Source organism: Roseateles sp. YR242 (assembly GCF_900109745.1).
In the GTDB taxonomy this organism is placed as follows: Bacteria; Pseudomonadota; Gammaproteobacteria; order Burkholderiales; family Burkholderiaceae_C; genus Roseateles.
The window spans coordinates 560,921-586,603 of sequence record NZ_FOAV01000002.1 but is presented as its reverse complement, the minus strand read 5'-3'; the positions used below and the strand labels follow the sequence as shown (position 1 = coordinate 586,603).

At 65.0% G+C, this 25,683-nt stretch carries 28 protein-coding genes; 23 read left to right on the top strand and 5 right to left on the bottom strand.

What is annotated here, in order from left to right:
* The first annotated feature begins 247 nt into the window (after positions 1 to 247).
* The 22 genes from BMY53_RS25375 to BMY53_RS06120 all read left to right on the top strand — a co-directional run bounded on the left by BMY53_RS25375 (position 248) and on the right by BMY53_RS06120 (position 19,024).
* Positions 248 to 946: a hypothetical protein gene (locus BMY53_RS25375; protein WP_143073947.1), complete on the top strand. Its 699-nt coding sequence runs from the start codon at positions 248 to 250 to the stop codon at positions 944 to 946.
* Positions 943 to 2,607: a type III secretion system outer membrane ring subunit SctC gene (sctC, locus tag BMY53_RS06205; protein ID WP_092944712.1), complete on the top strand. Its 1,665-nt coding sequence runs from the start codon at positions 943 to 945 to the stop codon at positions 2,605 to 2,607. The genes BMY53_RS25375 and sctC overlap by 4 nt, the downstream gene beginning before the upstream one ends.
* A 5-nt stretch (positions 2,608 to 2,612) precedes the next feature.
* Positions 2,613 to 3,629 carry an FHA domain-containing protein gene (locus BMY53_RS06200; protein WP_143073946.1) on the top strand — a complete coding sequence of 339 codons (1,017 nt, stop codon included), beginning with the start codon at positions 2,613 to 2,615 and terminating at the stop codon, positions 3,627 to 3,629.
* Positions 3,626 to 5,014 carry a FliI/YscN family ATPase gene (locus BMY53_RS06195; RefSeq protein WP_092944708.1) on the top strand — a complete coding sequence of 463 codons (1,389 nt, stop codon included), beginning with the start codon at positions 3,626 to 3,628 and terminating at the stop codon, positions 5,012 to 5,014. Before BMY53_RS06200 ends, BMY53_RS06195 begins: the two co-directional genes overlap by 4 nt.
* On the top strand, positions 5,011 to 5,439 hold the full coding sequence (locus BMY53_RS06190; protein ID WP_143073945.1) for a hypothetical protein: 429 nt from the start codon (positions 5,011 to 5,013) through the stop codon (positions 5,437 to 5,439). The genes BMY53_RS06195 and BMY53_RS06190 overlap by 4 nt, the downstream gene beginning before the upstream one ends.
* A 308-nt stretch (positions 5,440 to 5,747) precedes the next feature.
* Positions 5,748 to 6,038 carry a flagellar hook-length control protein FliK gene (locus BMY53_RS06185; RefSeq protein ID WP_092944704.1) on the top strand — a complete coding sequence of 97 codons (291 nt, stop codon included), beginning with the start codon at positions 5,748 to 5,750 and terminating at the stop codon, positions 6,036 to 6,038.
* A gap of 26 nt (positions 6,039 to 6,064) precedes the next feature.
* Positions 6,065 to 7,282, top strand: coding sequence for a FliM/FliN family flagellar motor switch protein (locus BMY53_RS06180; protein WP_092944702.1), 1,218 nt, complete (start codon positions 6,065 to 6,067; stop codon positions 7,280 to 7,282).
* Positions 7,279 to 7,926 carry a type III secretion system export apparatus subunit SctR gene (gene sctR / locus BMY53_RS06175; protein WP_255370053.1) on the top strand — a complete coding sequence of 216 codons (648 nt, stop codon included), beginning with the start codon at positions 7,279 to 7,281 and terminating at the stop codon, positions 7,924 to 7,926. The genes BMY53_RS06180 and sctR overlap by 4 nt, the downstream gene beginning before the upstream one ends.
* An 11-nt stretch (positions 7,927 to 7,937) precedes the next feature.
* Positions 7,938 to 8,747: a type III secretion system export apparatus subunit SctT gene (sctT, locus tag BMY53_RS06170; RefSeq protein ID WP_092944699.1), complete on the top strand. Its 810-nt coding sequence runs from the start codon at positions 7,938 to 7,940 to the stop codon at positions 8,745 to 8,747.
* Between the two features lie 31 nt (positions 8,748 to 8,778).
* Entirely contained in the window at positions 8,779 to 9,879 is a 1,101-nt protein-coding gene (locus tag BMY53_RS06165) for an EscU/YscU/HrcU family type III secretion system export apparatus switch protein (RefSeq protein ID WP_092944697.1), read from the top strand.
* A 165-nt stretch (positions 9,880 to 10,044) separates the two neighbouring features.
* Positions 10,045 to 10,197 carry a hypothetical protein gene (locus tag BMY53_RS25370; protein WP_218151185.1) on the top strand — a complete coding sequence of 51 codons (153 nt, stop codon included), beginning with the start codon at positions 10,045 to 10,047 and terminating at the stop codon, positions 10,195 to 10,197.
* Positions 10,198 to 10,240: 43 nt separating this feature from the next.
* Positions 10,241 to 10,429 carry a hypothetical protein gene (locus tag BMY53_RS06160; protein WP_092944695.1) on the top strand — a complete coding sequence of 63 codons (189 nt, stop codon included), beginning with the start codon at positions 10,241 to 10,243 and terminating at the stop codon, positions 10,427 to 10,429.
* Between the two features lie 70 nt (positions 10,430 to 10,499).
* Complete coding sequence (locus BMY53_RS25365) at positions 10,500 to 10,685, top strand: hypothetical protein (RefSeq protein WP_143073943.1); 186 nt, start codon at positions 10,500 to 10,502, stop codon at positions 10,683 to 10,685.
* Between the two features lie 26 nt (positions 10,686 to 10,711).
* Entirely contained in the window at positions 10,712 to 10,924 is a 213-nt protein-coding gene (locus tag BMY53_RS25360) for a hypothetical protein (RefSeq protein WP_143073942.1), read from the top strand.
* On the top strand, positions 10,921 to 11,124 hold the full coding sequence (locus BMY53_RS06155; RefSeq protein WP_092944693.1) for a hypothetical protein: 204 nt from the start codon (positions 10,921 to 10,923) through the stop codon (positions 11,122 to 11,124). Before BMY53_RS25360 ends, BMY53_RS06155 begins: the two co-directional genes overlap by 4 nt.
* A 114-nt stretch (positions 11,125 to 11,238) precedes the next feature.
* A complete protein-coding gene (locus BMY53_RS06150; protein WP_092944691.1) occupies positions 11,239 to 11,631 on the top strand; it encodes an EscI/YscI/HrpB family type III secretion system inner rod protein in 393 nt (130 codons plus the stop codon).
* Positions 11,628 to 12,530: a type III secretion system inner membrane ring lipoprotein SctJ gene (gene sctJ, locus BMY53_RS06145; RefSeq protein ID WP_092944689.1), complete on the top strand. Its 903-nt coding sequence runs from the start codon at positions 11,628 to 11,630 to the stop codon at positions 12,528 to 12,530. The genes BMY53_RS06150 and sctJ overlap by 4 nt, the downstream gene beginning before the upstream one ends.
* A 2-nt stretch (positions 12,531 to 12,532) precedes the next feature.
* A complete protein-coding gene (locus BMY53_RS06140) occupies positions 12,533 to 13,201 on the top strand; it encodes a hypothetical protein (RefSeq protein WP_143073941.1) in 669 nt (222 codons plus the stop codon).
* Positions 13,198 to 13,878: an HrpE/YscL family type III secretion apparatus protein gene (locus BMY53_RS06135; protein ID WP_092944685.1), complete on the top strand. Its 681-nt coding sequence runs from the start codon at positions 13,198 to 13,200 to the stop codon at positions 13,876 to 13,878. The genes BMY53_RS06140 and BMY53_RS06135 overlap by 4 nt, the downstream gene beginning before the upstream one ends.
* Before the next feature lie 411 nt (positions 13,879 to 14,289).
* On the top strand, positions 14,290 to 14,763 hold the full coding sequence (locus BMY53_RS06130; protein ID WP_177200755.1) for a YkgJ family cysteine cluster protein: 474 nt from the start codon (positions 14,290 to 14,292) through the stop codon (positions 14,761 to 14,763).
* 157 nt (positions 14,764 to 14,920) lie between these two features.
* Entirely contained in the window at positions 14,921 to 17,449 is a 2,529-nt protein-coding gene (locus BMY53_RS06125; protein WP_177200754.1) for a flavin monoamine oxidase family protein, read from the top strand.
* A 90-nt stretch (positions 17,450 to 17,539) separates the two neighbouring features.
* Positions 17,540 to 19,024: a hypothetical protein gene (locus BMY53_RS06120; RefSeq protein WP_143073940.1), complete on the top strand. Its 1,485-nt coding sequence runs from the start codon at positions 17,540 to 17,542 to the stop codon at positions 19,022 to 19,024.
* A 24-nt stretch (positions 19,025 to 19,048) separates the two neighbouring features.
* Here the strand turns inward: BMY53_RS06120 and BMY53_RS06115 are convergent, their stop codons facing one another.
* Positions 19,049 to 19,663 (bottom strand): ANTAR domain-containing response regulator, encoded by a 615-nt coding sequence (locus tag BMY53_RS06115; RefSeq protein ID WP_177200753.1) that lies wholly within the window; start codon positions 19,661 to 19,663, stop codon positions 19,049 to 19,051.
* Positions 19,664 to 19,676: 13 nt separating this feature from the next.
* Positions 19,677 to 20,840 (bottom strand): transporter substrate-binding domain-containing protein, encoded by a 1,164-nt coding sequence (locus tag BMY53_RS06110; protein ID WP_255370075.1) that lies wholly within the window; start codon positions 20,838 to 20,840, stop codon positions 19,677 to 19,679.
* Between the two features lie 265 nt (positions 20,841 to 21,105).
* Here BMY53_RS06110 and BMY53_RS06105 point away from each other — a divergent pair, with 265 nt between their 5' ends.
* Positions 21,106 to 22,014 carry a hypothetical protein gene (locus BMY53_RS06105; protein ID WP_143073939.1) on the top strand — a complete coding sequence of 303 codons (909 nt, stop codon included), beginning with the start codon at positions 21,106 to 21,108 and terminating at the stop codon, positions 22,012 to 22,014.
* 44 nt (positions 22,015 to 22,058) lie between these two features.
* Here the strand turns inward: BMY53_RS06105 and BMY53_RS06100 are convergent, their stop codons facing one another.
* The 3 genes from BMY53_RS06100 to BMY53_RS06090 form a co-directional block, all read right to left on the bottom strand.
* Positions 22,059 to 23,027 carry an asparaginase gene (locus BMY53_RS06100; RefSeq protein ID WP_255370052.1) on the bottom strand — a complete coding sequence of 323 codons (969 nt, stop codon included), beginning with the start codon at positions 23,025 to 23,027 and terminating at the stop codon, positions 22,059 to 22,061.
* A gap of 68 nt (positions 23,028 to 23,095) precedes the next feature.
* Positions 23,096 to 23,803, bottom strand: coding sequence for a branched-chain amino acid ABC transporter ATP-binding protein (locus BMY53_RS06095; protein WP_092944671.1), 708 nt, complete (start codon positions 23,801 to 23,803; stop codon positions 23,096 to 23,098).
* Complete coding sequence (locus tag BMY53_RS06090; protein ID WP_092944669.1) at positions 23,800 to 25,674, bottom strand: branched-chain amino acid ABC transporter ATP-binding protein/permease; 1,875 nt, start codon at positions 25,672 to 25,674, stop codon at positions 23,800 to 23,802. The genes BMY53_RS06095 and BMY53_RS06090 overlap by 4 nt, the downstream gene beginning before the upstream one ends.
* Between the last annotated feature and the right edge of the window lie 9 nt (positions 25,675 to 25,683).

The following is a 25,683-nucleotide window of genomic DNA, read 5'->3' as shown; positions in this document are numbered from 1 at the left end:
GGTCGGCGCATCCGCGTGCCCGCCGCCGGAACGCTTTCTCGCTGACGGGACGGAACTGGGTGCGCGCTCGATCCACCTACTTCCCGCGCGCCTGAGGCTGCACCGCCCATTCGCATTGAGGAGCATCATCATGAAATTTCCAGCGATCTCGGCTACACCCGGCGGGCTATCGACGTGGCCGCAGCACCACCGGGCGGGCGTGGACTCTCCCTCAACCCCCGCGGCGCCGTCCGCCACACTTCCGGAGATGAGCAGCGGCCTGTTTGCCCTCGCGAATCAGCTCGATGAGGCTGTGAAAACGAGGACGTCGACGTTTCAGCAGCTCTTGGGACGACGAGATCCATTTTCACGCGCTATCCGGACGAGCAGCGGTACGGCGCCAGCGCGCTCAGCGCGCGCACCGCGCCGGCTCTCGATCACTGGCAATGAGTTGGTGCAGCGCATCCAGTCGCATCGCGGCCCCATCATCTTCCTGGACGTGCATGGATCGCCTCAGGTTCTCTTCGAGCGTTGTGGGGATCAATGGCAGGGCTATCTCGGGGTCACGCGCCAGCCTTGCGATCTGACGCTGCTGCAGGCCATTGAGAAGAGCTTGCAACAGCCGGGCGCGTTCTTCGAGGTTGCCTACATTCCCTTCGGATCGAGCGCCAGTCCGAACCGCAAGTCAAACGCTTCACAGGTGGATGACGTCCTGATCATCCGGCAGGCAGAGCCGGCGCGGGAGCGGAAACGTGCGCAGGAGGCCCCAGCCAGAGAACCCGGAGTCGTACCTCCCCATGTGCGCCCACATGAGTCTGCCCAAGGGCAGGGCGGCGAAGTCGACGACACATCGTCCATCCATACAGTGACCACTTTCCATTCGGCCGCCGACAACGGCGTCGAGGCGGAGGGATCAACTCCTTCGCGAAGTGCCTTGCCGAATGAGCACAGGAGGACGATCCCATGAATGGCCGCCGGATCCTGGCTGCATTGAGCCCTTTGCCAATCCGGTGCCTGGGCGTCCTCGCGGCGGGTCTGGCACTGGCCGGCACCTCCCTGGCTACAACGCCGGCCAAGTGGAAGGAATCGGGCTATGCCTACAACGCGCAAGGCGTGCCGCTCAGCAAGGTACTGGAGGACTTTTCGCGCAGCCACGGCGTAGAACTGCGCGGGGCGAGCGTCATGACCGAGCTGGTCACCGGTTCGGTCAAGGGCGGGACTGCTGCAGAGTTTCTGGATCGAATGGCCGGTACCTGGCGCTTCCAATGGTTTGTGCACAACCGCGTGTTGTATGTGAGTCCGGGTGCCGACATGGTCAGTGAGCGGCTGGAGATGCCCCGCGAAGCGATGGTCGATGCCAAGACGGCCTTGACCGGCGTGGGCCTTCTGGAGACCCGTTTCGGATGGGGCGAGCTGCCCGAGAGCTCGGCGGTGATCGTGACCGGTCCGCGCGAGTATGTACGACTTGTCCGGGAGATGGTCTCCACCCGGGACCGGGCCGATGACTACGAGGCCATGGTGTTCCGCCTGAAGAACGCGACCGTGGACGATCGCACGGTCACCATCCGCAACCAGAGCGTGGTGACGCCCGGTGCGGCGTCCATGCTCAAGAGCATGTTGAGTGGAACGGCGGCCGGTGGCGGTGGCGGACGAGCGTTGACGGGTTCTGGCGGTTTCCTCAATGATTTGGCTAGCAGTCGGTCGGGCGTTCCGATGCCGTCGATGAACAGCGGCACGGGCGGATCGTCCGAGGGGTCCTCGGGCATGGCGACCGGCAGCAGCCTGCCGCAGCGCACCAATACGTCCCGCGGGAGTGGCAGCGGTCGCGGCGTCGGCGTCGAGGGGGATGTGCGGACCAATTCCCTGGTGATCTACGACCTGGCCAGGAAGCGTGCGTACTACCAGCGGCTCGTCGACGCCATCGACGTCCCTCAGCAGCTGGTCGAGATCGAGGCCTACATCATCGACGTGAATCGCGATCGTGTGGCTGAGCTGGGTTTCGGACTCGACGGGGGCGGTGGGGACGTTCGCGCCATCATCGATCCGGCGGGAGTGCTCGCGGCGCCGCTCGCTGGTGGCAGCTCGCTGGTCGTCTCGAATGTCAATTCGTTCTTTTCGCGCCTGCACCTGATGGAGCGCGAGGGTCAAGCCAAGGTACTGGCCAAGCCGAGCGTGCTGACCCTGGAAAACCTCGTGGCCGTGCTGGACCTGAGCCAGACGGTCTATATCCGCGCCACCGGCGAACGCGTGGCCAACATCGAACCGGTAACCGCCGGCATGCTGCTGCGCGTCACGCCACGGGTCGTGCGTGAAAAGCGTGGGAACAAGGTCAGCCTGACGGTCGACATCGAGGATGGCAAGGTGATGTCGGCCGCCACGAGCGCCGACACGCCTGAAGTGCAGCGCAGCACGATCAGTACCCAGGCCACCTTGCCCGACCGGCAGTCGCTGGTGATCGGCGGCTACAACACGGACAGCACCACGAGCAGCGACGCTTCGGTTCCCGGGTTGTCGAAGATTCCGCTGATCGGGCGGCTCTTCACCGGCACGCGCCAGGAGAGCCAGAGCCGTCAGCGCCTGTTCATCATCACGCCGCGCCTCGTGGCCACCACAGGAGTGAAGGGATGACAGCCATGCAACTACGTGTCCTGTCGGGCCTGCATCGGGAGGCCGTGCTGGATCTCGACGAAGCGCTGGATGAACTGGTCGTCGGGCCTGCGCAGGACGCTGACATCGCCCTGGTCGATCCTGGCCTGTCCGGCCGCCATTGCCGGATCGTCCGGCAAGGTGGCCTCTGGCTCATCGAGCCGCTCGAGGGGGCCGTCCTGGACGTGCGGCGGCAGCCGATCGCCGGTGCCGTGCCACTGATGCGCGGCGTGCCGGTCGGTCTGGGGGACATCTGGATCGTGCTCCAGGCCGCCGAGGATGACTGGGCCGAAGTACCGCCGCTGAAGCGGCCTGGGAAGGTGCCGGCCGACGGGCCCGCGGCTGCGGGCGCCATCCGCACGCAGAAGCGGGCCCGGGCGGCCGCCCCGCAGCCGGCGACGTCGCCCGCCGGCACCACGGCGCTCCGTACGGCCTACCCCGGAATGAATTCGCGTCTGGCCGCCGGGGTGTTCGCCATCGCGCTGGTGCCGCTGGCGGCGTGGTTCGTGTCGGCGGCCTGGGGCAGCGCGGCTCCGCGGCCGTCCACGCCCGCGGGGGACCTCGTACCGGCCCTGGCGGCTGTTGCGGCGTCCGGGGCGCAAGCCGCCGCAGCGGCCTTGTCCAGCGCCGAGCTCGCAGAGGAATTCACGCATGGGCTGGCCGAGCGCGAACTCACGGATCGGCTCGACCTGAAGTTTGACGAGGACCGCTGGAGCATTCGCGGCAGCCTGGATCCCGAAGAGCAGCAACGCTTCGAGCGCTTCCTGATGCGCTTCATGGACCAGCGCAAGCCCGAATTCGGCATTGAGGTGGCGCTGCTGCCGTTGGCGGAGCTGCTGCCCTTCAAGGTCATTGAAATCATCAATGGAAAGGAAGCGACAGTGGTGACCGATGCTGGCGACCGGATCGCAGTGGGTGACGTGGTCCAGGGGTACCGCCTAGCCTCGGTCGAGGTCGGCAAGGCCATCTTCACCGGCAAGCGACGCATCGAGGTGACCCTATGACCTCCTGGCCTGATCCCCCCGTGCTGGCGGAACGCGCGGCGCTTTGCGACGTACTCGCGCGTCAATACAACGCCGTGGAAACCGCCTCGCTGGTCCGCGCCAGTGGCAGCGTGGTCAAGGTGACAGGGCCGCTGGTGCAGGCCACCCTGCCTCAGGTCCGCGTTGGCGAGCTCTGCCGCATCGGCCCCCTGCCAGGGAGCGGGGCCCTGCTGGCGGCCGAAGTGATCGGCTTCAGCGAGCACCAGGCGATGCTCTCACCCTTCGGATCGACCGAGGGCGTGGGGCCCGGCATGCCTGTGTGGCCGCAGGGCCGACCGCAAGCCATGTGCGTGGGCCAGCACCTGTTGGGGCACCTGCTCGACGGTTTCGGCCAGCCGCTCTCGGCCGTGGGTCCGGTTGATCGGGAGGCGGTGGAGGTGCCCGTGCGAGCGACCGCGCCCGCCGTCTTTGATCGGCTTCCCGTGACCGAGGCGTTGAGCACCGGCGTGCGGGTCATCGACGGCCTCCTGACGCTCGGTCGCGGCCAGCGCATGGGGGTCTTCGCCGGTCCCGGGTGTGGGAAGACCACGCTGATGAAGGCCATCGGCGCGGCGGTGGATTGCGACGTGGTGGTGTACGCCCTGATAGGCGAGCGGGGCCGGGAATTGGCGGAGATGGCCGCGATGCTGGAGCAGCCGGGGCTGCGGGAACGCGTCGTGATCGTGGGGGCGACCTCGGACCGTTCCGCCGGCGAGCGCATGCGCGCGGCCTACACCGCAACGGCCATTGCCGAGGGGTTTCGCGCGCAGGGCAGGGACGTGTTGCTGCTGGTCGATTCGCTGACGCGCTATGTGCGTGCGGTGCGCGAGATCAGCATCGCCGCTGGCGAACCCACTGGCCGCACGGGGCTGCCGGCCTCCGTCTATGCCGAGCTGCCTCGCCTTGTCGAGCGCGCGGGCAATACCCGGCAGGGATCGATTTCGGCGCTTTACATGGTGCTGGCCGAAGGCGCCGTGCGCGACGATCCGATCGCCGATGAAGTGCGCTCGCTCGTGGATGGGCACATCGTGCTGAGCGCTGCCTTGGGCGAGAAAGGCATTTATCCCGCAGTCAATGTGCTGGAGAGCCTGAGCCGGCTGATGCATGACATTGTGGAGGACGGGCATCGCGAGGCTTCGGTCCGCGCTCGCCAGTTGATGTCACGGTATGAGGACATGGAACTGCTGATCCGGCTCGGGGAGGTCAAACCCGGCGCCGATGCCGAGACCGACCTCGCCATTGCCGCCCATGAGGACCTGCTGGCGTTCCGCTGCCAGGCGATGGGCCAGTCGTCGGCATTCGACGACACCGTGGACCAGTTGGCGCGGGTCGCGCGGCGGTACGCGGCCGGGCGAGGCGGGCGATGAAATGGTCGCGACCCGTGCTGGACAAGCTCGCGAAGGTGCGCGATGTGCGACTTCGACTGGCCGAGGCGGCCGTGAGCCGGGAGGACCGCGCCCTGGATGCGCGTCTGGTCGAGGAGGAGCAGGCCGGCGAGGCGCTTACCGAGGGACGCCAGCGCAGCGAGCAGGCCGCGCAGGCGGCCGATGACGCGCTGGTCGCCCGCAGCACGGGCGGACGTTCCGGCATCACGCAGTGGCGTGTGGACCGCACGCGGGCCAAGCGCATCGTCGAGGACGCACAGGAAGCGCTGAGCGCCGCCTGCGCATCCACCGAACGTCAACGGGGGATGTGCGCCGACACGCGGGCGCAATGGCGGGAACTGCGATTCGACGTCGAGCGTCTCAAGGCGTTGATCGAACACGGGGCCAAGCCCCCAGGATCACGATGAGACCGCAGGACACGCTGACATCCCCGCGCGCGACGACCGCGGAGTCGCATGGCCCTCAGCACCCATGGGCCGTCGCCCCGGGGATGCTGGGAGGGGAGCATCCGCGAGGTCGGGAGCGTCCGGGAACCGATCGGACTTTCGAGGTCCAGTCGCAGCGGGACGGTGGCGCTGCCGGGGAGGCTACGTGGAGCGACGCGGCCGCCGGGGCGTGCAGCCTCACCCATACTGGGGGCGCGCCGCGTGATGTCGCAGGCGAAGGGGCCGATTTCGCCCGGGCCCTGTCCGAGGCGCCTCCAGGCGTTGCGCGATTGGGCGCCGACGCCAACGTGGACGCCGCCGCCGAGCTGGTCGGTTCCTGGGTCACTGAAGCCGCCGCCGTGCCCAGCGCTGGACAGGGCGTCCTGGAGCTTGAGTTCTCGGTGGATTCGCTTCGTCTCGGTCCGCTGCAGGGGCGTGTGTCCATCAGCGGCGGACGGGCCGATGTGGAGCTGCAGGCCTCGCGACCGGCAACGGCTTCCGCCTTGCGCGCCAGGCAGCTGCAGCTGCAGCATCTGGTCCGCCGCGAATCGGGCGGGGATGTCGAACTGAGGCTGTTGTGATCGCGTCGCGGTCGAGAGGAAACACGATGCAGAGCCCTGAGACCGAATCGAAGGCGGGCATGCTGTCCGCTGCACAGGCCATCGCGCCGCGCCGCGCCCTGCAGTTGCGGCGCGTCGATGGTGCCAGGGCTGCACTGGCGACACGTCTGGCGCCGGGGCGGGAGGCGTCACTGCAGGCGGGCGGGGGGCTGCTGCGGCTGCGCACGCGGACGATCGTGGAGGCGCCGGGCGCCTGGTCCGAGGATGCCCTCGTGATCGAGACCCAGGCCGGTCCGGTCCGCCTCTCGCCGGCGCGCTCCCTGTTGCGTGTGCTGACGGCGATCGACCTAGGAGCCGAGCAGGCCGCGGGCGAGCTCGACCTGCGTGATCTAGGGATGGACGGGCTGCGCGCGGACTTGGCGTGGCTGTTCGGGTCCGAAAGGACGCGATGGGAGCGCGCAGGTTCTCACCCGGCTTCAGGAACCACGGGCAGAACGCAGGGTGCAGACACTGCAGGACACGGGACGCTGGAGGTCTCGCTCCAGCTGGAGGACGAATGCATGCGGCTGCCGCTGCGCCTGCGGGGGCGGTCACCGGCCTTGCGGGCGATGTTCGATCGGGCCGCGTGGCGGTCCGTCGCAGCTGAGGCGGCGCCGTTGCCGGATGCCTGGCGCATGCGCCAGCCCCTGGTGATCGGCAGCACGGTGCTGACGGCGGGAGACGCGCGCGGCTTGGAGATCGGGGACACGATCGTGGTCGAACACCCCCTGATCGACGAGAAAGGCTCGGGGCGGGTGTGGCTAGGCTCACGGTGGGCGATGGGCGACCTCCATCTCGGGAACCGGAATACGTGGCGGGTCACCCACTGCGCGGACACCGAGCCCTACAACCTGGAAAGCTCCATGAATCTCGATCCCGCGACCGCCTTCCAAGAGGCCGATCTGCCCTCCGGGCTGTCGGAACCCGACGAGGCACGGATGGCGGAGTCTCTCGCCATTGAATCACCGGGGACCGGCGGCTCACAGCCTGCACGGACCGATGCGCTCGACACCTTGCCGGTGCGTCTGCGGTTCGAGCTGGGCGAACTGGTGCTGAGCCTGAACGATTTGCGGAACCTCGGGCCTGGCGCCGTGTTGCCGATCGACGCCGCATTGCCGCCGCAGGTCCACGTCTGCTCGGGCGGCGTGAAGCTCGGGGAGGGTGAACTCGTGGACCTGGATGGCCGGCTGGCCGTGTGCCTCACACGATGGGGGAGCGCGCGTTGACCGCACAGTTCGACAGCCTGAGCATCACGCTGCTCCTGGCGGCGTTGTCGCTGCTGCCCTTGATCATCGTGTCCACCACAGCGTTTCTCAAGATCGTGATCGTGCTGCTGATCACGCGCAATGCGATCGGTGTTCAGCAGGTGCCGCCAAGTATCGCGGTGTATGGGATGGCAATGATGATGGCTGCCTTCGTCATGGCCCCGACGCTGCACGCCATGACTGGCGCGGTCAGCCAGGCGTTGCAGGAACGCTCGCACGGCGATTTGACGCAGACTGTCTCGCGCACCGTCGATCCTTTGCGGACGTTCATGCTGAAGTACAGCAAGACCGAGGATCGCGAGGTTTTTCTCGACAAGGCTCGCCGGCTTTGGCCCAAGGAGCAGGGGGACCGCGCGAGCGCCGATGATTTCTTCATCGTCGTGCCGGCCTTCATGATTTCGGAGATCCAGGCCGGTTTCGAGATGGGCTTTCTCATCTACATCCCGTTTCTGGTCATCGACCTCCTGGTGTCTAACGTGCTGCTCGCATTGGGGATGCAGATGGTGTCGCCAATGACGATCTCGCTGCCGCTCAAGCTGTTCTTGTTCGTTGCCGTCGATGGCTGGGGCAAGCTGCTGCGCGCGCTGCTGGATTCCTACCTCTGAGCCGGGCGGGCATGAGCATCGTGCAGTCCTCCGGGCTGATCGAATTCGCGGACGCGGCCATCAAGGCCGCCACGCTTGGATTGCCACGCCTGTTCGTTTGCCTGGCGGTCTTGCCGATCTTTCCATCGCGCGTCTTTCCCCGGCTGCTCAAGGTAGGAATCGCCTTGGGCCTGGGCGCGCCCGTGTCCCTGGGCGTGTATTGGAAGCTGCAGTCGTCGCAGGCCATTGCCTTGCCGCCCCTGGTGCTCAAGGAGTGCGTGCTCGGCTTGATGCTCGGTCTGATGCTGGCCACACCGTTCTGGGCGATTGAAGCCGTGGGGGCATTGACGGACAACCAGCGAGGCGCAAACGCCGGCCAGCAGGTCACGCCGTTCTCGACGGCGGGCGATTCCGTCCTGGGTGCTGCATTGCTGCAGGCGCTGCTCGTGATGCTGGCGATGAGCGGCGCACTCGCCGCCCTGTATGGCCTGCTGCTCTTCAGCTTCGAAGCCTGGCCCGTGCTGGAGCTGATGCCGGACCTGCGGATGCTGGCCATGGACGTCACGGCCCAACGCTTTGGGGAATTCCTCACGAAGGCCCTGCTGTTTGCCGCCCCCATGCTCGCGATCGTATTGCTGGTGGACATGGTGTTCTCGCTGATGGGCATCTTCGCGCCCCAGCTGCAGACCTACTTCGCGGCCTTCCCGATCAAGAGCCTGGCAGCGCTCCTGGTGTTGATCGTCTATCTGACGCGGCTGCTGGATCACGGTGAGGACTACACACGTCAGGTCATCGAACAGGAGACGCAGCGAATGGAGCGTCTGCTTGTCCCCGCGCATTGAGACGTTGCAGTGAGCTGTCGCCAAATCTCCCATGTCCGAGAAAAACAAGCCACCAAGCCAGAAACGCATCGATGAAGCCCGCGAGCAGGGCCAGGTCGCACAGACGCCCTCCATCCCGCACTTCCTGGCGGCCATCGGGAGTTTCGAACTCGTCATGGGCAGCAGCAACCTTTGGTTGTCGCAGGCGGTGGAGGTCATGGGCAGCTACATCGAGCGGCTGGGCGCCACCTCCCCGCAGGCGCTCACCGCGAAGGACCTGCTGGTGCCGCTTGGCGGGCTCGGCTTGACCCTGTCGCTGGGGCTGCTGATGGCGGCCGTGGTGCTCGGCCTGGCCGGCAATCTGCTGCAGACCGGCGTGGTCGTTGCGACCGGTGGATTCCTGAAGTTCGATCGGCTGGATCCGGTGCAGCACGTCAAGCAATGGTTCTCCGCCGAGCAGCTGGGCAAACTGGGCATGGACATCGTCAAGGTCGCCCTGATCTTTGGTTGCGGGGGGCTGGGCGTGTTGATGTCGCTGGACAGCCTGATGCATCTTGCCGATGGCACGCTGATCCAGGGGGTGCAGGTGGTGCTGGACATGCTGCTGCTGTGCGAGCGCCTGTCCTTGATCCCGATCATCGCTTGCGTGGCCGTGGACTGGTGGTTGCGGCGCCGATCGCACATGAAGTCGCTGATGATGTCCGAGGAGGAGGTCAAGCGGGAGCAGAAGGACCAGCTTGGGGATCCGCACGTGCGTTCAAAGCGCAATGAGTTCCGCCGCGACGTGCTCGGCGGTGAGCTGACCGAGAGCACGCGCAGAGCCAACGCCGTGGTGACCAATCCCACCCATTACGCAGTGGCGCTCCTTTATGACCCGTCGAAATATCCGCTGCCAGTCGTTCTGGCGAAAGGCGCCGACGAGACCGCGGCACTGATGCGCCAGATCGCCCGTGCCAACGACATTCCGATCATCCGTTCGCCGCAGCTGGCGCGGCTGCTCTTCCGTACCGGCCGTGAGTGGCAGCCCGTGCCGCGTTTGGCGCTCAAGGCCGTCGCGGCGGTGTACCGCGTGGTGGCGGAGATCCGCGCCGGGGAGCGGCGGCTGGAGGACGTCCACGCGATCGAGGCGGATGACGGGCGTGGGCCTTTGTGAACTTGCGTCTTCACGTATCGCGCACTGGTACGCAGCATATTGATGGAACAAATGGGAGGGCGCTGACACCCAATCAGGCAGGTATCAGCAGAACCTGTGGAATGTCCCCAACCGTCTTCTGAAAGGAATGCGATGCCAAGCAGTATTGACGACGTCATGAGGCCGATGGCGTCCCAGCTCGTCGGCGACGACATGATGCGCTGGAACAGCGATCCGAAAGCCAACAATTCGTTCAAGTACAACCGCGAGGAAATGCGTGGTGACGCGGATAGTGGCGAGGATCAATATCTCCCCAAGCCCATCAAGGTGGAAATCTGAACGGCTTTTAACAGATGGGGTCAATGCAAACGCAGGAGGTTTTATGTTTTTTGCAGCCGCAGTGATTGCTGCATCCCTGGCTTCCGTAGGGACGACCATCGGGGTCAGCGTTGCACAGCAAAAGCAGGCGGACAAGGGGATGGACAAGCAACGCGAGTTCACTCTGATCAACGCGTGCGTCGATTACGGACAGGCACTCGCCCGGGCCCCTGGGGCGGTGCCGACGAGCTGAGTATTGTTCGAGCACAAACCGACGGGCAAGACGATGTTGAGCCTCTCTCAAACCGATTGGAGGTAATCAAATGGCAGTTACAACGGATGGGTATATAGACGAAATGAAGGGCATGGCGCAGCAAACACGGGATTTCTCATTGGAAATGCTGAAATACAACGTGGACCAGCAAATGGCTTCCATGACATCAGATGCTGCGATCAAGAACATCAACGGACTGGTTGGCCAACCAGGCAAATTGAACCCGGTTCAATAAATCCCACTCTTTATCAGGAGATATCCATGACAACAGCAGTCACCGATTCAAAAAATAGTGATCTTCCATCGCCGGCAACGTTGAACGAAAAACTTCAGATCGGCCCCAACGATACTGAAGAGATTCAGGCGGCAAAGCTTCGGTATCAGACCAGCGTGGATTCGCAGATCATCCAAGGGGTGATGAATTCGGTGCATGTGTCCCAAGGCGGCCCCAAGGCCGTGGGAGGCCAGGTATGACCGCCGCGCTGATCAACGGCGCGTCGAACGCCGCCATGTGGGGCTCCGGCGCGGCAGTCATTGCCACCTCGGGGATCGGCATTGCCACCAGCGCCGCGCAAATCCACCAGGGTGAGCTTCAGCTGGAGGTCAAGGAGGCCGACATGATTGCCAACACGACCAACCGCATCGAACCCCCCCCGATCGTCTCTCCACGCTGATCTGCACTCTGTGGGCGCCGCCTTCCTGGCGGCGCAGGCCGCGGCGCGCGAGATTTGCGCGCTGCGGCTGTTATCGCACGCATCGCGAGATGGATCTGCCTGTCAGGAGCCCGCATGAACCCCTTCACTGTCTCTTCGCTGAATCCCTCTCCCGAGACTGACTCGGGGAACGGCGCATTGCCGTCGCAAGACGCTCAAACCCAACAGGATGCGGCGCAGTTCGAGCAATGGCTCCAGGAACCCGCCGCGTCCACACAGGCTGCGGCTGGCGCGGAAGCGTCTTCCGGCAAGCCGCTGGGCCAATGGCTGCGCGACGTCGGGGATGGGCTGCGCCAACGGGAAGCCGCTTACTTCGAGACACTTGCGCGGGCTTCCCGCACAGGCGATCCGGTGGAGGGGCTGGCGGTGCAGCGCAAGCTGTCCGACCTTTATCTGGATCATGGCCTGGCCGTGAAGGTCATTTCCAAGACCGCGCAGGCGGCCGACAGCCTGACGAGGTTGCAATGACCATCGCCCTGTCAGGAGGCGCCGGCCTGTTGCGCGCGCTGGCGATGACCATGGCCTTGCTGCTGGTCGTGGGTTGCAAGGAATCCGTGGACATGCACACGGGCTTGACTGACCAGGAGGCGAACCGCGTGATCACGGCATTGCGCCAGGACGGCATCGACGCGGAGAAGCGCACGACGAAGGAAGGCGTGACCGTCAGCGTTGCTCCCAGCGACCTCCCTCGTGCCACGCAGGTCCTGCAGGCCAGCGGCCTGCCGCACCGCGCTTCGGCGCGCATGGGCGACGTATTCCGCAAGGAGGGCCTGATCTCCAGCCCCATGGAAGAGCGGGCGCGTTATGTCTACGCCCTGTCGCAGGAACTGGAGGCCACGCTGGCCGAGATCGATGGCGTCGTCATCGCGCGGGTGCACGTGGTGCTGCCCGAGAAGGTGGCGCCGGGCGAGCCCCTGCAGCCTCCGTCCGCGGCGGTCTTCATCAAGCACTTGCCTGGACTCGATCCAGACGTCATCACCCTGCGCGTGCGTCAACTGGTGGCACGCAGCATCCCCGGAATGGGAAGCCAGGCGGTGGATCGGGTGTCGGTGATCTTCGTGGTCGCGGACGTCCTACCCAGACGTCTCGCGCCGGCGCCCAGTTACACGGGTGGTTGGATCACCCTGATCCTGGTGCTCGTGGCAGCACTGGCCGGCGGGGCCGCATTTCTGGTCCGCGCGGCGAAGGGGCGGCGCGACGCCCTGCTGGTGAATGACGCCGACGACGCGTCTGAGGGGGGCGAAGATGGAGAGGCCGGCGGGCCGTGGGATGCGCAGGGGCAGGACGCCTTGGCAGATCTTCCCGACACCGGGCGCAAGGGCCCCGCTGCGCCGTCGCAGATAAAACCGGCGCCGCTGGGAGCATGACCATGACCATCGTCCACTCAGCCGCGGACTGGACCCGCGCCGCATGGCTGCAATGGCATCGTCCCTGGGACGCGATGCATGGCAGCTGGGAAGCGCAGGGACATGACCGCTTCGTCGCCGCTGGCGCCACTGAGCACTGGCTGCGTTTGCACTATGCAGGATGGTGCGCGTGTTATGACCTGCCGTTGGCGCCCATTCCCGCGCTGCTGTCCGGCGTCAACGCCGACGACCCCGGCTGGCGTTTGCTGGCGCTGTCCCGCGAAGATTTTGATCGTTGCCTGCGAATGGTGGGGCGTGCGCTTCAGTTCGCCGCATTCCCTTCGAGCCGGCTGCGGAACGACAGCGTGACCGCCGATCGATCCGAACTTCGATGGTCGCTCGCGCGTGCCCCGCTGATTCCTCCTGAGCAAGCTCGCTCTTTGGTGCGCAGCGCCGAGGGGCACGCCACGGCGACGTGGTCGGCGCTGGCGGCAAAGGCGCTGCATGGTTGGATCTCGCCCCTATCGCCATTGACCTGGCCTCGGCTGCGACTGCGCTGTGAGAGGGACGCGGTGCTGGCTGCCGAGTCGGGTGTCGAGGGGCTGACGTCGTCCGGGGCGGCGCTGTGCGCTCGTCTTTGGCGCGCCGCGTTGCGCGCCTCGCATCTCGACCTCGAGGAGACTCTTTCATGACGCATGCGGTGAACGACGACAAGCCTGCACACCTAGTGCCAAGCCTCTCCCTTTGGGCGGGTTCCCGCCTGCGCAGCGTGAGTGGGTCCACGCCGGTCGGTGTCGCGATGAACGGCGCGGTACTCAAGCGCAGCGCCCGCCAGGCGGTGCTGAGCTCGCAGGCCCTGCTCGAAGCGGCGGACCACGAAGCGGCCGCGCGGTTGGAGTCGGCCCGCCAACGTGCGGTGGAGGCCGCCGACGCGCATTGGCGCGAGCGGAAGGAAGCGCTGGACCAGCGAGAGGCCGCACTTGAGCTGGAGATGTGGCAGCGTATGGCCGCCTACAGCGCCGCGCTGGACAAGGCATGGACCGCCGCCGTGGATGGCCTCGAGACGCGGGCCACGACGGTGGTCGCGCAGGCGCTGACCCGGCTGCTTGCGCAGGCGCCAGAAGGTTCACGTATCCAGGCCTGCGTGCGCCAGCTCATTGCTCACGCCGACCGTCCGGACGTAGGTGAATTGCATGTCGCCGTCCAGGACCTGGACCCTGTGATGGCCATGGCCGACCTTCCTTGGCCGGTGAAGGTCGATCGCCAACAGGCCAGCGGCACGGTGCGCCTGGTCGCGCCGCAGGGCCATTGGGAAAGTGGAATCGATGGGGCACTCGAGAGTGTCTGCGAAGCATTGAAAGGAGCTTGATCATGCGCATTACACCAGTAGCAACGCCCCCTCGTCGCAACGCCATGGACGCGACCGCGTCCGCTCCGGCGCCATTGGGAGACGAGCGGCGCTCGTCCTCTCCGTCTCAGCCGGGGACACCCCCGCCCTTGGCGGGTGATGGGCACGTCCGCCAGCCGACGACTCGACGAACCAAATCCCCCCTCCTTGAAACGGACCGCGACGACCCCAAGGCTTCCGATGGCAATCCTATGCTGGTGAACACGACCGACACAAGGAGGGCGCAGGAAAAGGCGCATGCCGCAGAAAATTTCAGATCCATGTGGAGCAACGTCTGCAGCAAGGCCGCCGAACTGCCCAAGTCAATCGGTGACTGGCTGGTGCAGCTGGTGGCGTCCATCAACTCGCGATGACGCTTTGCGAGAGGTCTTCATGACGTTTCCCTGCACGGCCTGTGGCGCCTGCTGCCGGCAATTGCCGGCGGGGTCACCGATGGCACTGGAGGATGGCACCTGCCGCCATCTGGACATTCGGACGCATCACTGCTCGATCTATTCGGAGCGCCCACTGGTGTGCCGGGTCGATGAGGTGTACGAGAGACGAGTGGCGGGTCACGCGTCTGCCCGTGTCTTCTACCTGCTGCAGGCCCAGGTGTGCGCCTCGCTGGATGCGCGCAACTCGGCACTGCCGCGATTGGTCGCGGAAGCGCTGATGTCGCCCCCGTCCAATAACGCCCCGAGCATGCATGAGCAACGTCTGCAGGACTTCATGACCCTGGAACCGGACGAGCTGCAGGAGGGCCTGCGCCACATCTTAGGCGTGGCGCGCTCACTGATTGCTGAGACAAGCGAGGAGCGGCCCGTCATCGCCGCACCAGATTGCGGCAGCGATAGCGGACGCCACTGACGCCGGACTCCACTAGCGGGAACCGCGTCCATCACGCTGTCACAGACCAGTCATGGTTCAAAGCATGCCGCCATCGTCGGCACCACGCTGGGGACCATGCCCGCGCCTCGGCATCAGTCCGGGGTTTCCGTCTCTCCCAACCTCTTCAGGGAGTCCCATGCAGTCATCCAGCGTTTCATCAGCGCAGCCTTCCATGCAGCCGACGGTTTCCGTCCTCGGCGTAGCGGGATTGAGCGCCGGCACCTCCAGCCCGATCGTGCCAACGACCACAAGTCACCCCGCAGTCGGTTCTCCCGTTCGCAGCAAAGGGGTTCGAGGTCAGGCGGTCATCCGCAGCAGTGCCGCGGACAAGGCTCCGGCAGGGAACCAGGCATCGATCCGGTCCGCATTTCCGGGTCCATTCGACGTAAGCAAGTCCGCGGAGGCGATGGCCGAGTTGCGACGCGACAAGAGCGCAGGCGCGAATGTCATCGGCTACATGTCGGCGGCCGGTCATAGGGCGATGCGACTGAGCCAGATTGGTAGCGGACGGGCGGAGAAGATCCGGGTCTCAACCCTTGGGCGCGAGATGCCGCTTCTGAACCCTCAGAGCCTGGGGCGCTATTTCTCAGAACCGATCGGACATTGGGATGTCCAACGCCCCGCATTGATCAACGCGATCTTCCGGAGCTTGCAAGCTCTGCCCTTGACGGCTCCGGAAAGTTCCGCTCATCAGCTACACCTTGAATGCAGCCTTCACTGGCGCTGCCTGAGTCAGATGGAGCAGTCAACCTTGCTAGACCGGCTGGTCGACGCGAATTCAAACGATCTGGGAAATAGAGGCCATGCATTGACGCAATGGATCGAGCATTCGCTGCTCGGAACCTCGTCTTCAGTCGCAGCGTCGCTGAAGGATGGATGCAACACCCGCACCCGAAAGACGCTAGCGGCCCTGTTCGAACAGGCGGGACAGACGCAATTGCTCGCGTCGCGTTTTCCGCATTTGCGCATGAAAATGCCCATCGACCACTTCTATGATTACGCGGGCTTCATCAAGGCGACCGGACGAGTTTATGGGCATATTCCTCCAGAGATTGCTCGCCATCAGCGTGTTCTGGTGGTCGGCGGGGGGGCCACCGGCATCACGGTTCTGGACGGTCTGAACCGCATGGGTGTGCCCTGCACGTTGATGGAGCAGGCCGATCACATTGGCGGACGTCTCGCCACGGTCCGCAAGCCGTCCGTGAGTGGACGGGACAGCCCCACGCCGATGGAAATGGGCGCCATGCGCTTCCATGACGTGAAGCATGCAGACGTTGGCCACACGGGCAACAGCTTTGGCGCGTTGATTCAACACTATGGTCTTCCCATCGCGGATTTCCCCAACCCGACCACTGTACGCACCGCGCTGATGGTGGGGGGCGAGGTCATCTTGGTCGAGCCCGGAGATGCGCCGAATCATGATGGTCTTCGAAGCGTGAAAGAGGGCTACGAGCGCGTTGAAGCAGCCTTGTTCGGGCCGATGCGGGCAGCACGCGCGGCGGGGGACACCCAGGCGCTCCACGCACTACGGAACGCCCATTTTCAGCGCTTCAATTCGCACAGCTTTCGCAGCGGCATGGCGACGCTACTGCAGGAACAAAAAATTGAGTGGGACCCGGAGCAATGGCGGCTCTTTGGGGCGGTAGGCATCGGAGTTGGGGGCTACAAGGGCTACGAGGCCACCGGCTTCCTGGAGGAATTCAAGTTTCTCGCCGATCAGCGGCTCGAAGACCACGTATTCCTTCCGGGCGGCGCGAACTCGGTACTGCACGCGATGATTGAAGACAACGATCTTCCTCAAGGCAGGACGTCGTTGGCGGCGCAGCAGGCGATCCGCTGCGGGCATGAGGTCACGAACATCGTCCGCACAGAGGACGGTTATAAGGTCCACTTCAGTGCAAATGGTGTCGAGGATCAAAGCCAGATCTTCACGGATGTGATCTTCACTGCGGGCCCTTTCGCGGCGCGAAGTTTGAATTTGACGGGCTATCGGACCGATTCACTTCCGCTGATGAGTCCGGAGAAGGCTGCTGGTTTGAAAGGGGCGAATCTGGTCAATGCCATCAAGTTGGCGGTCAAGGTTGACCGGATGCGGCTGGATGAACTTGAACGCCAGGGCATGCCGATGAACGTGCAGTCGGACGAAGCGTTCCAGCAGATCTATGTTTTGCCCGCCGCCAGTGAGGAAGCTACCTCGCGCACGATTTTTCTGAGTTATCAGCTGGGCGACAACGCGAACCAGACATCCAGCCTTGATGGCGACGCCCAATTCGCGAAGTTCGTTGACGTCCTGCGCAAGGCTGCCGGAGATGGCTCTGACACCGTGCGAGCTCAGCTGGGGAAACTGGCGGAATTGATTGCGTCGGGCCAGCCGTCCATGGAGTTCAAAAATTGGGGGCAGGATCCGCATCTCAATGGCGCATTCGTGATGGATCGTCCGTTTGAGCAAGCCAACACCCAGGCGCTCTGGGACGGCTCCTTGCAGCGAGATTCCGAGGGCATCCTGATTGGAAATGAGATGTCAACGGGAGAGGGCGGATTCGCCAGTGGCGCAGTCAGCATGGGCATCAATCTGACCCAGCAGTACGTCGTGCGCCTTGGAGGAACTCTACCGCCGAACTCGCCGCTGGATCAGGAGCGGCTGTACGCCCCAGGCGCCCGCTGACCGAGCGCACGGCGATCGGACGGGCGGCGCCGTGTCCGATCGCTGCCGATTTCGTCATCGGTGTCATTGACCCGTATCCGAAGGAGTTCCATGTTCACGCAAGTCACCCACGCGTCGTCTCCATTGGCTGGTGCCCAGTCGCCGTACACCACTGCGACGGCACGTCAATCGATCCGTGCCGCGAGGTCAACGACCTCGGTGGCCCCCACCATGCCTCGACGAGCTGAGGTCATGGGGTCGCCGCCTCGGGCTTCTTCGTCCACGGAGATCAGCGCACCGGCGACGTCAGGCCCCGAGCACGCCCTGTCGATGCAGGATCTGCATGCACTGCTTGGCTATGACGCTTCGATCCCGGAGGATGTAGGAGACCGCCTGGTACAGACTCTGCAGGTGCTGGTCGATCACGGCGTTAGCTCTCGCTCCAGGCTGGAGTCGATCATGTCCACGGCCCTGGCCCACGATGTGACCCTCACCGTTCTCAATGCGCTGGGCAGCAATGCCCTCGGCTACACGGGCGGACTGTCGCTGAATGCGCTGGTGCTGTCGCCTCTTCTGACCAAGGTCGTCTCTCAAAGAGGCCTGTTCAACGGCGCGATGACGGTCACGATGAACACGGGCGTGGGCACCCTGGCCGGTGCAATGCTGGTCCCCGCGCTTGCAGCCGGTCCGGAAGGTTCGCTGCCGAAGTCCATCCGGGATCGGCCTTCGAGGGCGGCCCGAGGACTGCACGAGGCGGCCTTCACGCTTGTGCATGACCTCGTAAGGCAATGCATCCCTGTGCTGCAAGTACTGAGCTATCCGTCCCAGGGGGCGAGCGTGTCTATAGCCGGTTCGGGGCGCCAGCATGTGGTCGCGGACGCAGGGTCACGCCCTGTCAGCGCCGTGCTCAATGCAATTCGCTCCATCAATGCGGGCCGGTTCCCCATTGACGGGCTGTACGCAGACGAAGCGACGTACAACGAGCGGCTTCTACTGCAGACGCCGGCCCGCCTCGATCAGTGGCTGAGCGATCACGCGGACCAGGGGCTCATCGCGGCGCTTGTGCCAACGCGCGCGGGAATGGCCCGCAGTTTCGGCGCGCTGCCCTCGGGCCTGAAGCAATTCTGCCTGCGTCTTCCGGCAGTCATTCCGCAGGCTCTCATGGGCGGGCTCATGATTTCGGAGGGTCTGATGGCCGCCTCGGGCCGTGCTGCTGAGAGGGCGATGGGCCGGCAGTTTCCAGAGGGCTACGAGGATCAAGCCAGCGCGTTGCATCGTCGGCTCAGCTTTGGTTGCACGCACGAAGCGATCCTGGAGGCGGCTCTGGTCGGCATGGGCACGATCTACGACGAGCTGATCTCCAGTCAATTTGCCACTCAGGCAGGTGACTGGGTCTCGAACCGGGGCGGCCTGGCGGCGCGATCCTTCGCGGACTGGTCCGTGAACCAGATGCGATGGGCATTCGGACGCCGGCCGATGGCGGCCCCGGCGTTGAGGCGTGCGGCGTCCTGGGTTGGCGACGATATAGCGTTGGGCCGTGTCGCGTCGCCGCCGAGCGTGCACTCTCGATTTTCCGCGGAGAGCGACTTCGCTTGAAGTGTTCACGACGCTGTGCCGGCTTCAACGCTCGGAAGATGAAAGGCCCAGTTTGTCCATCGCCTCCTGCGCTTCGATCAGCATGGTGGCGACCTCGGCCACCGTGATGCGCAGGCTGGTCGCTCGCATGCGCATGTGCTCGTAAGCCTGCGGTTCGGTCATCTGGCGGTGTTCGACGAGCGTGCGGATCGCCTTCTCCAGTTGCCTACGCAATTTGATGGTGCTTTCAAGCTTCTCGATCTTTCCCTGCTGGCGTTTGTGGAAACTGTGCGACGAGCGCGCCAGGACCAGCGTGCTCAGGATGCCGAAGGATCGGAACGGCTTGGTGATGACGCCATGGGCTTGGGTATCGAGCAACACCTTGAGGGTGGTCGGGCTTTCGTAGTCCGACAAGGCGATCAAGGTGGCGGAGATCGTCGCGGACGTCCAGGGGGTTCCCTCCAGTTCCTCCGAGACACGGAACAGGATGACGTCGGCACCCGCGGGCGCCTCGGCAGGCATGGGCCAAATGACGCGGATGCGGCAACCGATACGCTCCAGCTGGCGCACGATTACCTCACGATCCTCGCCAGCGGGATACACCACCGCCACGTCGATCCTGCGCAGATCCTCGTAGAGGCGTCGAAGACTCGAGCTCAAGATGGTCCTCCCTTCACCGTAACCAGAAATTGGAGAAACCCAGGGTGGACAGATAGGGGTCGGGCTTGATCGGCTCCGGGCTCTCCCAGATCACGTCGAACTGGCCGTCACCGCGGCAGATGCCGATGCGCGGCGTCAGCGCGCAGTGGTTGTTGTCGGCATCCACAGTCACCCGGCCTTCAGGCGAATCGAACGGGAACGCGTGCGCGGCCTCCACCAAGCGATGGCGCTCCAGGCTACCCGTGCGCTCCAGGGCGCGCGCGAAGAGGTGGACTTGCGTGTAGGCCATTTCGGACCACGTGCTGGTGGGACGCTCGCCGAATCGCTTTCGCCACAGGTGCGTGAAATGGCGATTGCTCTCATTGGCGAGCGAGCCGAAGTAGGTCGCCGCCGTGATGTGGCCCTCGCAGAGGGTCGGGCCCACCATGTGGATCTCCTGCTCCGCCATGGACAGGCTGGCGATCGGCATGCGAGCGGGGTCCAGGCCGCGCTCTCGATATAGCGCGTAGAACTCCCGCGCGGAATCACCGACCAAAGTCGAGAAAATCACATCCGGCTGCGCCACCTCGATGTCCTCCAGCACGTCCATGAGCTGCGCGCGGCCGGCCTCCAGCGGCACATACACCTCGTCGAGGATCTCGCCGCCATGGTCCTCGACGACCTCGCGCATGATGCGATTGGACTCCCGCGGGTAGATGTAGTCATTGCCCACCAGAAACAGCCGGGTGCCTCGATGCCGAAGCAGATAGGCTGCCAGTTGCACGCTGTTCTGATTGGGCACCGCTCCCGTGTAGATCACATTGGGCGAGTATTCAAAACCCTCGTAGAACGAGCAGTACCACAGCAGCGCATTGTGCCGCTCGATCACGGGTAGCACCGCCTTGCGGCTGGAGGAACGTGAGCAACCGAAGATGACGTTGATCTCGTCGGTCATCAGCAGCCGGCTGGCGAGCCGCTGGTATTCGTCGGAATCGCCGCGCGGGTCGTAGACCGTCGGGACGAGCGGCCGGTCGAGGACGCCGCCGCGGGCGTTGATCTCCTCGATCGCAAGCGTCGTTCCAAAGAAGTGCTCGGACTCGGTGACGCTGGTCGCCCCCGAGCGCGAATAAAGGATGCCGATGCGCCATCCCGGCTCGACCCGTAGAGGCAGGCCGGTACCGTCGCCACCGGGCTGCATATGGGGCTCTGAAGTTTGCATATCGATTGTTCTCCCTGTGCATGGAATGGAGCTGCGCACACGGCTGAGACTTCGGCACGAGTGCCGATACGGGTGCTCCATCGCCATGACGTCGGAGGAACTGTAGGGCGTGGCACGCCCCTGAGGCCCGGCACTTCCGTTGTTTAACCAAAGTTAACCGTGAGCTCGCCAACGGGCGCAAGCCGTCCGCCACTCATCCGGCTCCATCACATTCTTCATGCTCGCAACATCGGGCTCAGACCATATGCATGCCATCTTTCAGGCCGTTCGCCGTCCCGGTGCCGTGCCGCCGCCAGCCGCTGATACCCGCCGTTCAGGATTTGTTTCCGCCGGCTCGGCGAGCGTCGGTCCTTCCCGGGCCGCCCCAGCGCCGCGCGTGCCAAGTGTCATTCCGGAGGCGATCATCCGGGGGCGAGCGCATATCGGAGCGGCGCAGGCAGTGGTGGGCCTTGTCGCCGGGACCACGGCAGCTCAGGCCACTTACCAGTTCCTCACTGCGCGTCCGCGCCTGCGCGAGACGGTGGTCATGGGCCTATCGACCGTGACACTGACGCTCTTGGAGCAAGTTCGTGCACTGCTGAATCGGGCGGCCGAGAACAACCACCTTTACCATCTAGAGCGCGGCCCCACTAGCCCGCAGGTTACGAATCTAGTGGCGGATTTGCTTGGGAAGCTGCCTGATGACGCCCTCGACGAGGCCCTGAGCTATTTGGTGAAGAGCTGGAATCGCATCGGCCCCCTTCTATTTCGATTGCATGAGACCGGGAGCGATGCCGTGAGCGCCGTTAATGAGCTGGCTGCGGACCAAGGGCTGACGAGGCGCTTGGGTGTTCCGGCCCTGCGCGAGGACCAAATTCAGAATACGTTAGGTGATGTGCTGGACCTGGCGCAATTGCTGGCGCACGGCAATGAGGCTCAATCGATGCCCGTGATCCAGGAGCATCAGTACATGAATGTCAGAGTCATGGTGCAAAGTCTGAGAAATGCGGCACCCCAATGGTTTTTCTGGGTTTCCAAGGCCCCCAACTTGCGGGTGGACGGTGGCCTCGAGACCGCAGTGTTCAAAGCGATGTTGCCGCATCTTGATGCAGATACATCCGAGGTGACGGGGGCGCTAGTGGTGGCTAATCGTTTGAGACAAAGTGACTCGTGATTTGGCGTTGAGCGGCACGAATGCCCTCACGTCCGGCGTCCTTTCTATCGGTCGAACAGCCGCTGAACCTCTGGGCCTGGGAGACCCGCCTGAAGCGCGAGCATCAGCAGGATGCGCGCCTTTTGCGCGCTGAGATCGTCGGCAAAGATCACTCCCAGGCCTTGAAGCGTCCGGCCTCCGCCGACAAACCCGTATACCGGCTGGACGCGTCCCTGGCCCGAGCGGCTCGTGACGACCACCAGCGCACCCTCCTTAATGGCCTCGCGAATGGCCTCGAACATTTCGGAGTTGACGTTGCCATAGCCCAGGGCCTGCACCACGATGCCCTGTGCACCCAGCGCCTGTGCGGCGGTCAGCAGCCATCCATCCGCGCCGGCATGCATCGCCACGATGTCCACCCGGGGCAGCGCGCTGTCCGCCACTGGCAGGTGCAGACGTCGCAGGGGCGCCCGCGCGAATGTCACGCGGTCTTCATCCACCGTTCCCAGAAGACCGAAGCTGCCGGATTGGAAACTGCCCACATCGGACGTGTGAGTCTTGGTGACCTCACGCGCCGCGTTGATCTGGCCGTTGAGAACGACCAGCACTCCGCGATCGATCGCGTGTGGCGAGAGGCACACGCGCACCGCGTCAAGCAGGTTGCGCGGTCCATCGAAGTCGGCCATCGAAGCATTGCGCTGGGCGCCCACTAGCACCACGGGCTTGTCGCTCCGAACAGTCAGATCGAGGAACCAGGCCGTTTCCTCCAGCGTGTCGGTGCCATGTGAGATCACTACGCCGGCCACGTCCTCCCGGGCCAGCTGGTGCAGCACCGCGGTCCGCAGTTGCTGCCAGCGCGGCGGGTCCATGTAGTCAGACGGCACGTTTGCGAAGTCCACGACGTCGATCCTGGCCAGGCGACCCAGCTCCGGAACGCCGCGCAGGAGGTCCTCACCGGTCAACGCCGGCAAGGCAGTGCCGGTCCGGGGATCCCGCTTCATCGCGATCGTGCCGCCTGTGGCGAGCAGGATCACGGTCGGCAGCGCAGCCTTGCCTTCGGAAGCGACGCGGGGCGATCCGGGCGGCGTTAGATTGCAGCTCATCACACGCGCAGGTAGTGGAAGATCGCGTCACGCGCGCCGTCGTTCCGGCACTCGCCCTCATCGACGATGTCGCCCTGCTTGAGCACGACATAGCGATCGGCGACGTCCAGCGCGAAGGGGACGTGCTGCTCGACCAGCAGCATCGCCGTGCCGCGCCGCTCCCGCTCCCAGCGCAGCGCTGTGGCGATGACCTCGATGACGGAGGGCTGCAGGCCCTCCGTGATCTCGTCGAGCAGCATCAGGGACGGGCGCGCCATCAGTGCGCGGGCGACGAGCAGCATCTTCTGCTCGCCTCCGGACAACGTCCCGGCGCGCTGCCGCAGACGCTTGACCAATACGGGGAACAGCGGCGCGATGTCCTCCAGCCGTTCAGCAAAGCCCTTGTCCGAGCGCAGGGCCAGACGGAGGTTGTCTTCAATGCTGAGCTCGGTGAAGACCGCATGTTCCTGGGCGGCATAGGACACGCCCAGGCGGGCGATCCGGTGCGGATCGAGAGCGCTCGCATCCGTGCCCAGCACGTGAATGCGGCCATCGCTCGGCCGCAGGTAGCCCATGATGGTACGCAGCAGCGTGGTCTTGCCCATCCCGTTCTTTCCAAGCACTGCGGTGGCCTCTCCACGCGCCAGACTCAGAGTCACCCCACCCAGCACCACGGCACTGCCGTAGCCGCTGGAAACGTCATCCAGTTGAAGCGCCAGTTCGCTCATATCGCCTCGGTGGCAGGCAATGCGGTGCCTGCGTAAATAGTCCGGACTAGCGTCGATTCGGTGACCTCCGCAAAGCTCCCCTGCATCGCAATCCGTCCCTGATGCATGACGACGATCCGGGTGGCCACCTCCCTCACAAAGTCGAGGTCGTGCTCCACCAGCAAGCAGCACAAGCGGTGGCGAAGCGCAAGATCCGCTAATACGGCGCCGATCTGCGTGCGCTCCGTTTTCGTGAGCCCGGCGGTCGGCTCATCCAGGAGCACGACCCTGGGAGAGAGCGCTAGCACCATGGCCAGTTCCAGTGCCTGCTGCTGCCCATGCGAGAGATCGCGCGTAACAGCGCCCAGTTGGCGATCCAGCCCGGTCGCCTTCAGCACGTCCAGCGCGTAGACGGGCAGCGCCAGCGTGGTCTGGCGAGCCCAGGGCGAGGGTCGGTCCGACCGGGCCGTGGCCATGCGCAGGCATTCGCCGACGGTGAGCGACTCGAAGATGTTGGCGTTCTGGAACTTGCGTCCCAGGCCAAAGCGGACGGCATCCTCAGGGGGGCGCCGCGCCAGTGCGTGGCCATTGATGTGCACGCCGCCGCCGCTGCGCTCGGCCCCGTCGCTGATGCATCGCATGAGCGTGGTCTTGCCGGCGCCGTTCGGACCGATGAGGCCGACAAGATCGCCGGGGTAGGCCTGCATCGTCACGCCGTCCAGCACCTTGAGCGAGCCGAAGCTGCGTGTCACGCCGTCGAGGCTCAGCATCGGGATGTCCAGCGCGACGTCGACGTCGACCACCGACGCAGTCGCTAGCAGGAGCCCCGGATCAGGCGCTGGGGCGGCCACCAGCCGAAGCGGCCAGGCTGCCCGGGAGCGCCGGAACTGTGGTGCCAGCAACATGGGCATCAGGCCGCGCGGCAGGCACACGATCACCACCACAAAGGCAGCTCCGAGCACCAACTGCCAGGCAAAGGGAATGATCGCGCTCAGGTAGGCCGTGGCCACGTTGATGAGGATGGCACCCAGCAAGGGGCCCCACAGCGTGCCTCGTCCGCCCAAAGCCACCCAGACGATGAGCTCGGTGCCGAGCACAAAGCCCGCCAGCTCAGGCGCCACCACGCCGCTGTAGGCGCCAAAACCGAATCCGGCCAAGGCAGCGATGCCCGCCGTCACCACCAGCAGCAGGATCTTGATCACTGGGACTCGAAAACCCAGGAAGGCGCACCGGGATTCGTTATCTCGGATGGCCGCCAGGACGCGGCCCGCATCGCTGCGCACGAGCAGCCAGGCGAGCAGCCCCACCGCGATCACGGCCAGTCCGGCGATGCGGAACCACGCCTCCATCGTGAGGTCAAAGCTCATGTAGCCCGTCAGGCCGGAGCTTGATCCGGTCCATTCGCCGCCGGACAGCAGCAGCTGGGCCGTGACGATGGGAAGAGCGAGCGAGATCACCGTCGCGAAGAAGGGTGAGGCCCCGCGATAGAAGGACAGCCAGCCCACCGCGGCGGCCAGCGCCATCGCACCGACGACCGCGCCTGCCGCAGCCAGGACAGCCGTGCCCGTGGAAAAGCCGAGGTGGGTGAAGGTCAGGCCGGCGGCATAGGCTCCCAGCCCGAAGAAGGCCGACTGCCCGAAGGTCAGGTAGCCCGTGTAGCCCCACAGGAGGTCTACCGTGATGGCCACAATAGCGAAGAAAAAGGCCTTGATGAGCACATTGAGCAGATAGGCGTCGAGCAGCCAGGGGCCGACGAGGACCAGCGACGCGGCCGCGAGCGTCACGGCCAGCAGGTGGCGGAACGTCGCGGCTGCGCGTGGAACGGGCGTGTCGGTCGCGTCGGGCGGGCGCGGGGATTCGGCAGTGGCCGGGCGGGGCAGGGGAGTGAACATGAGCCTCGG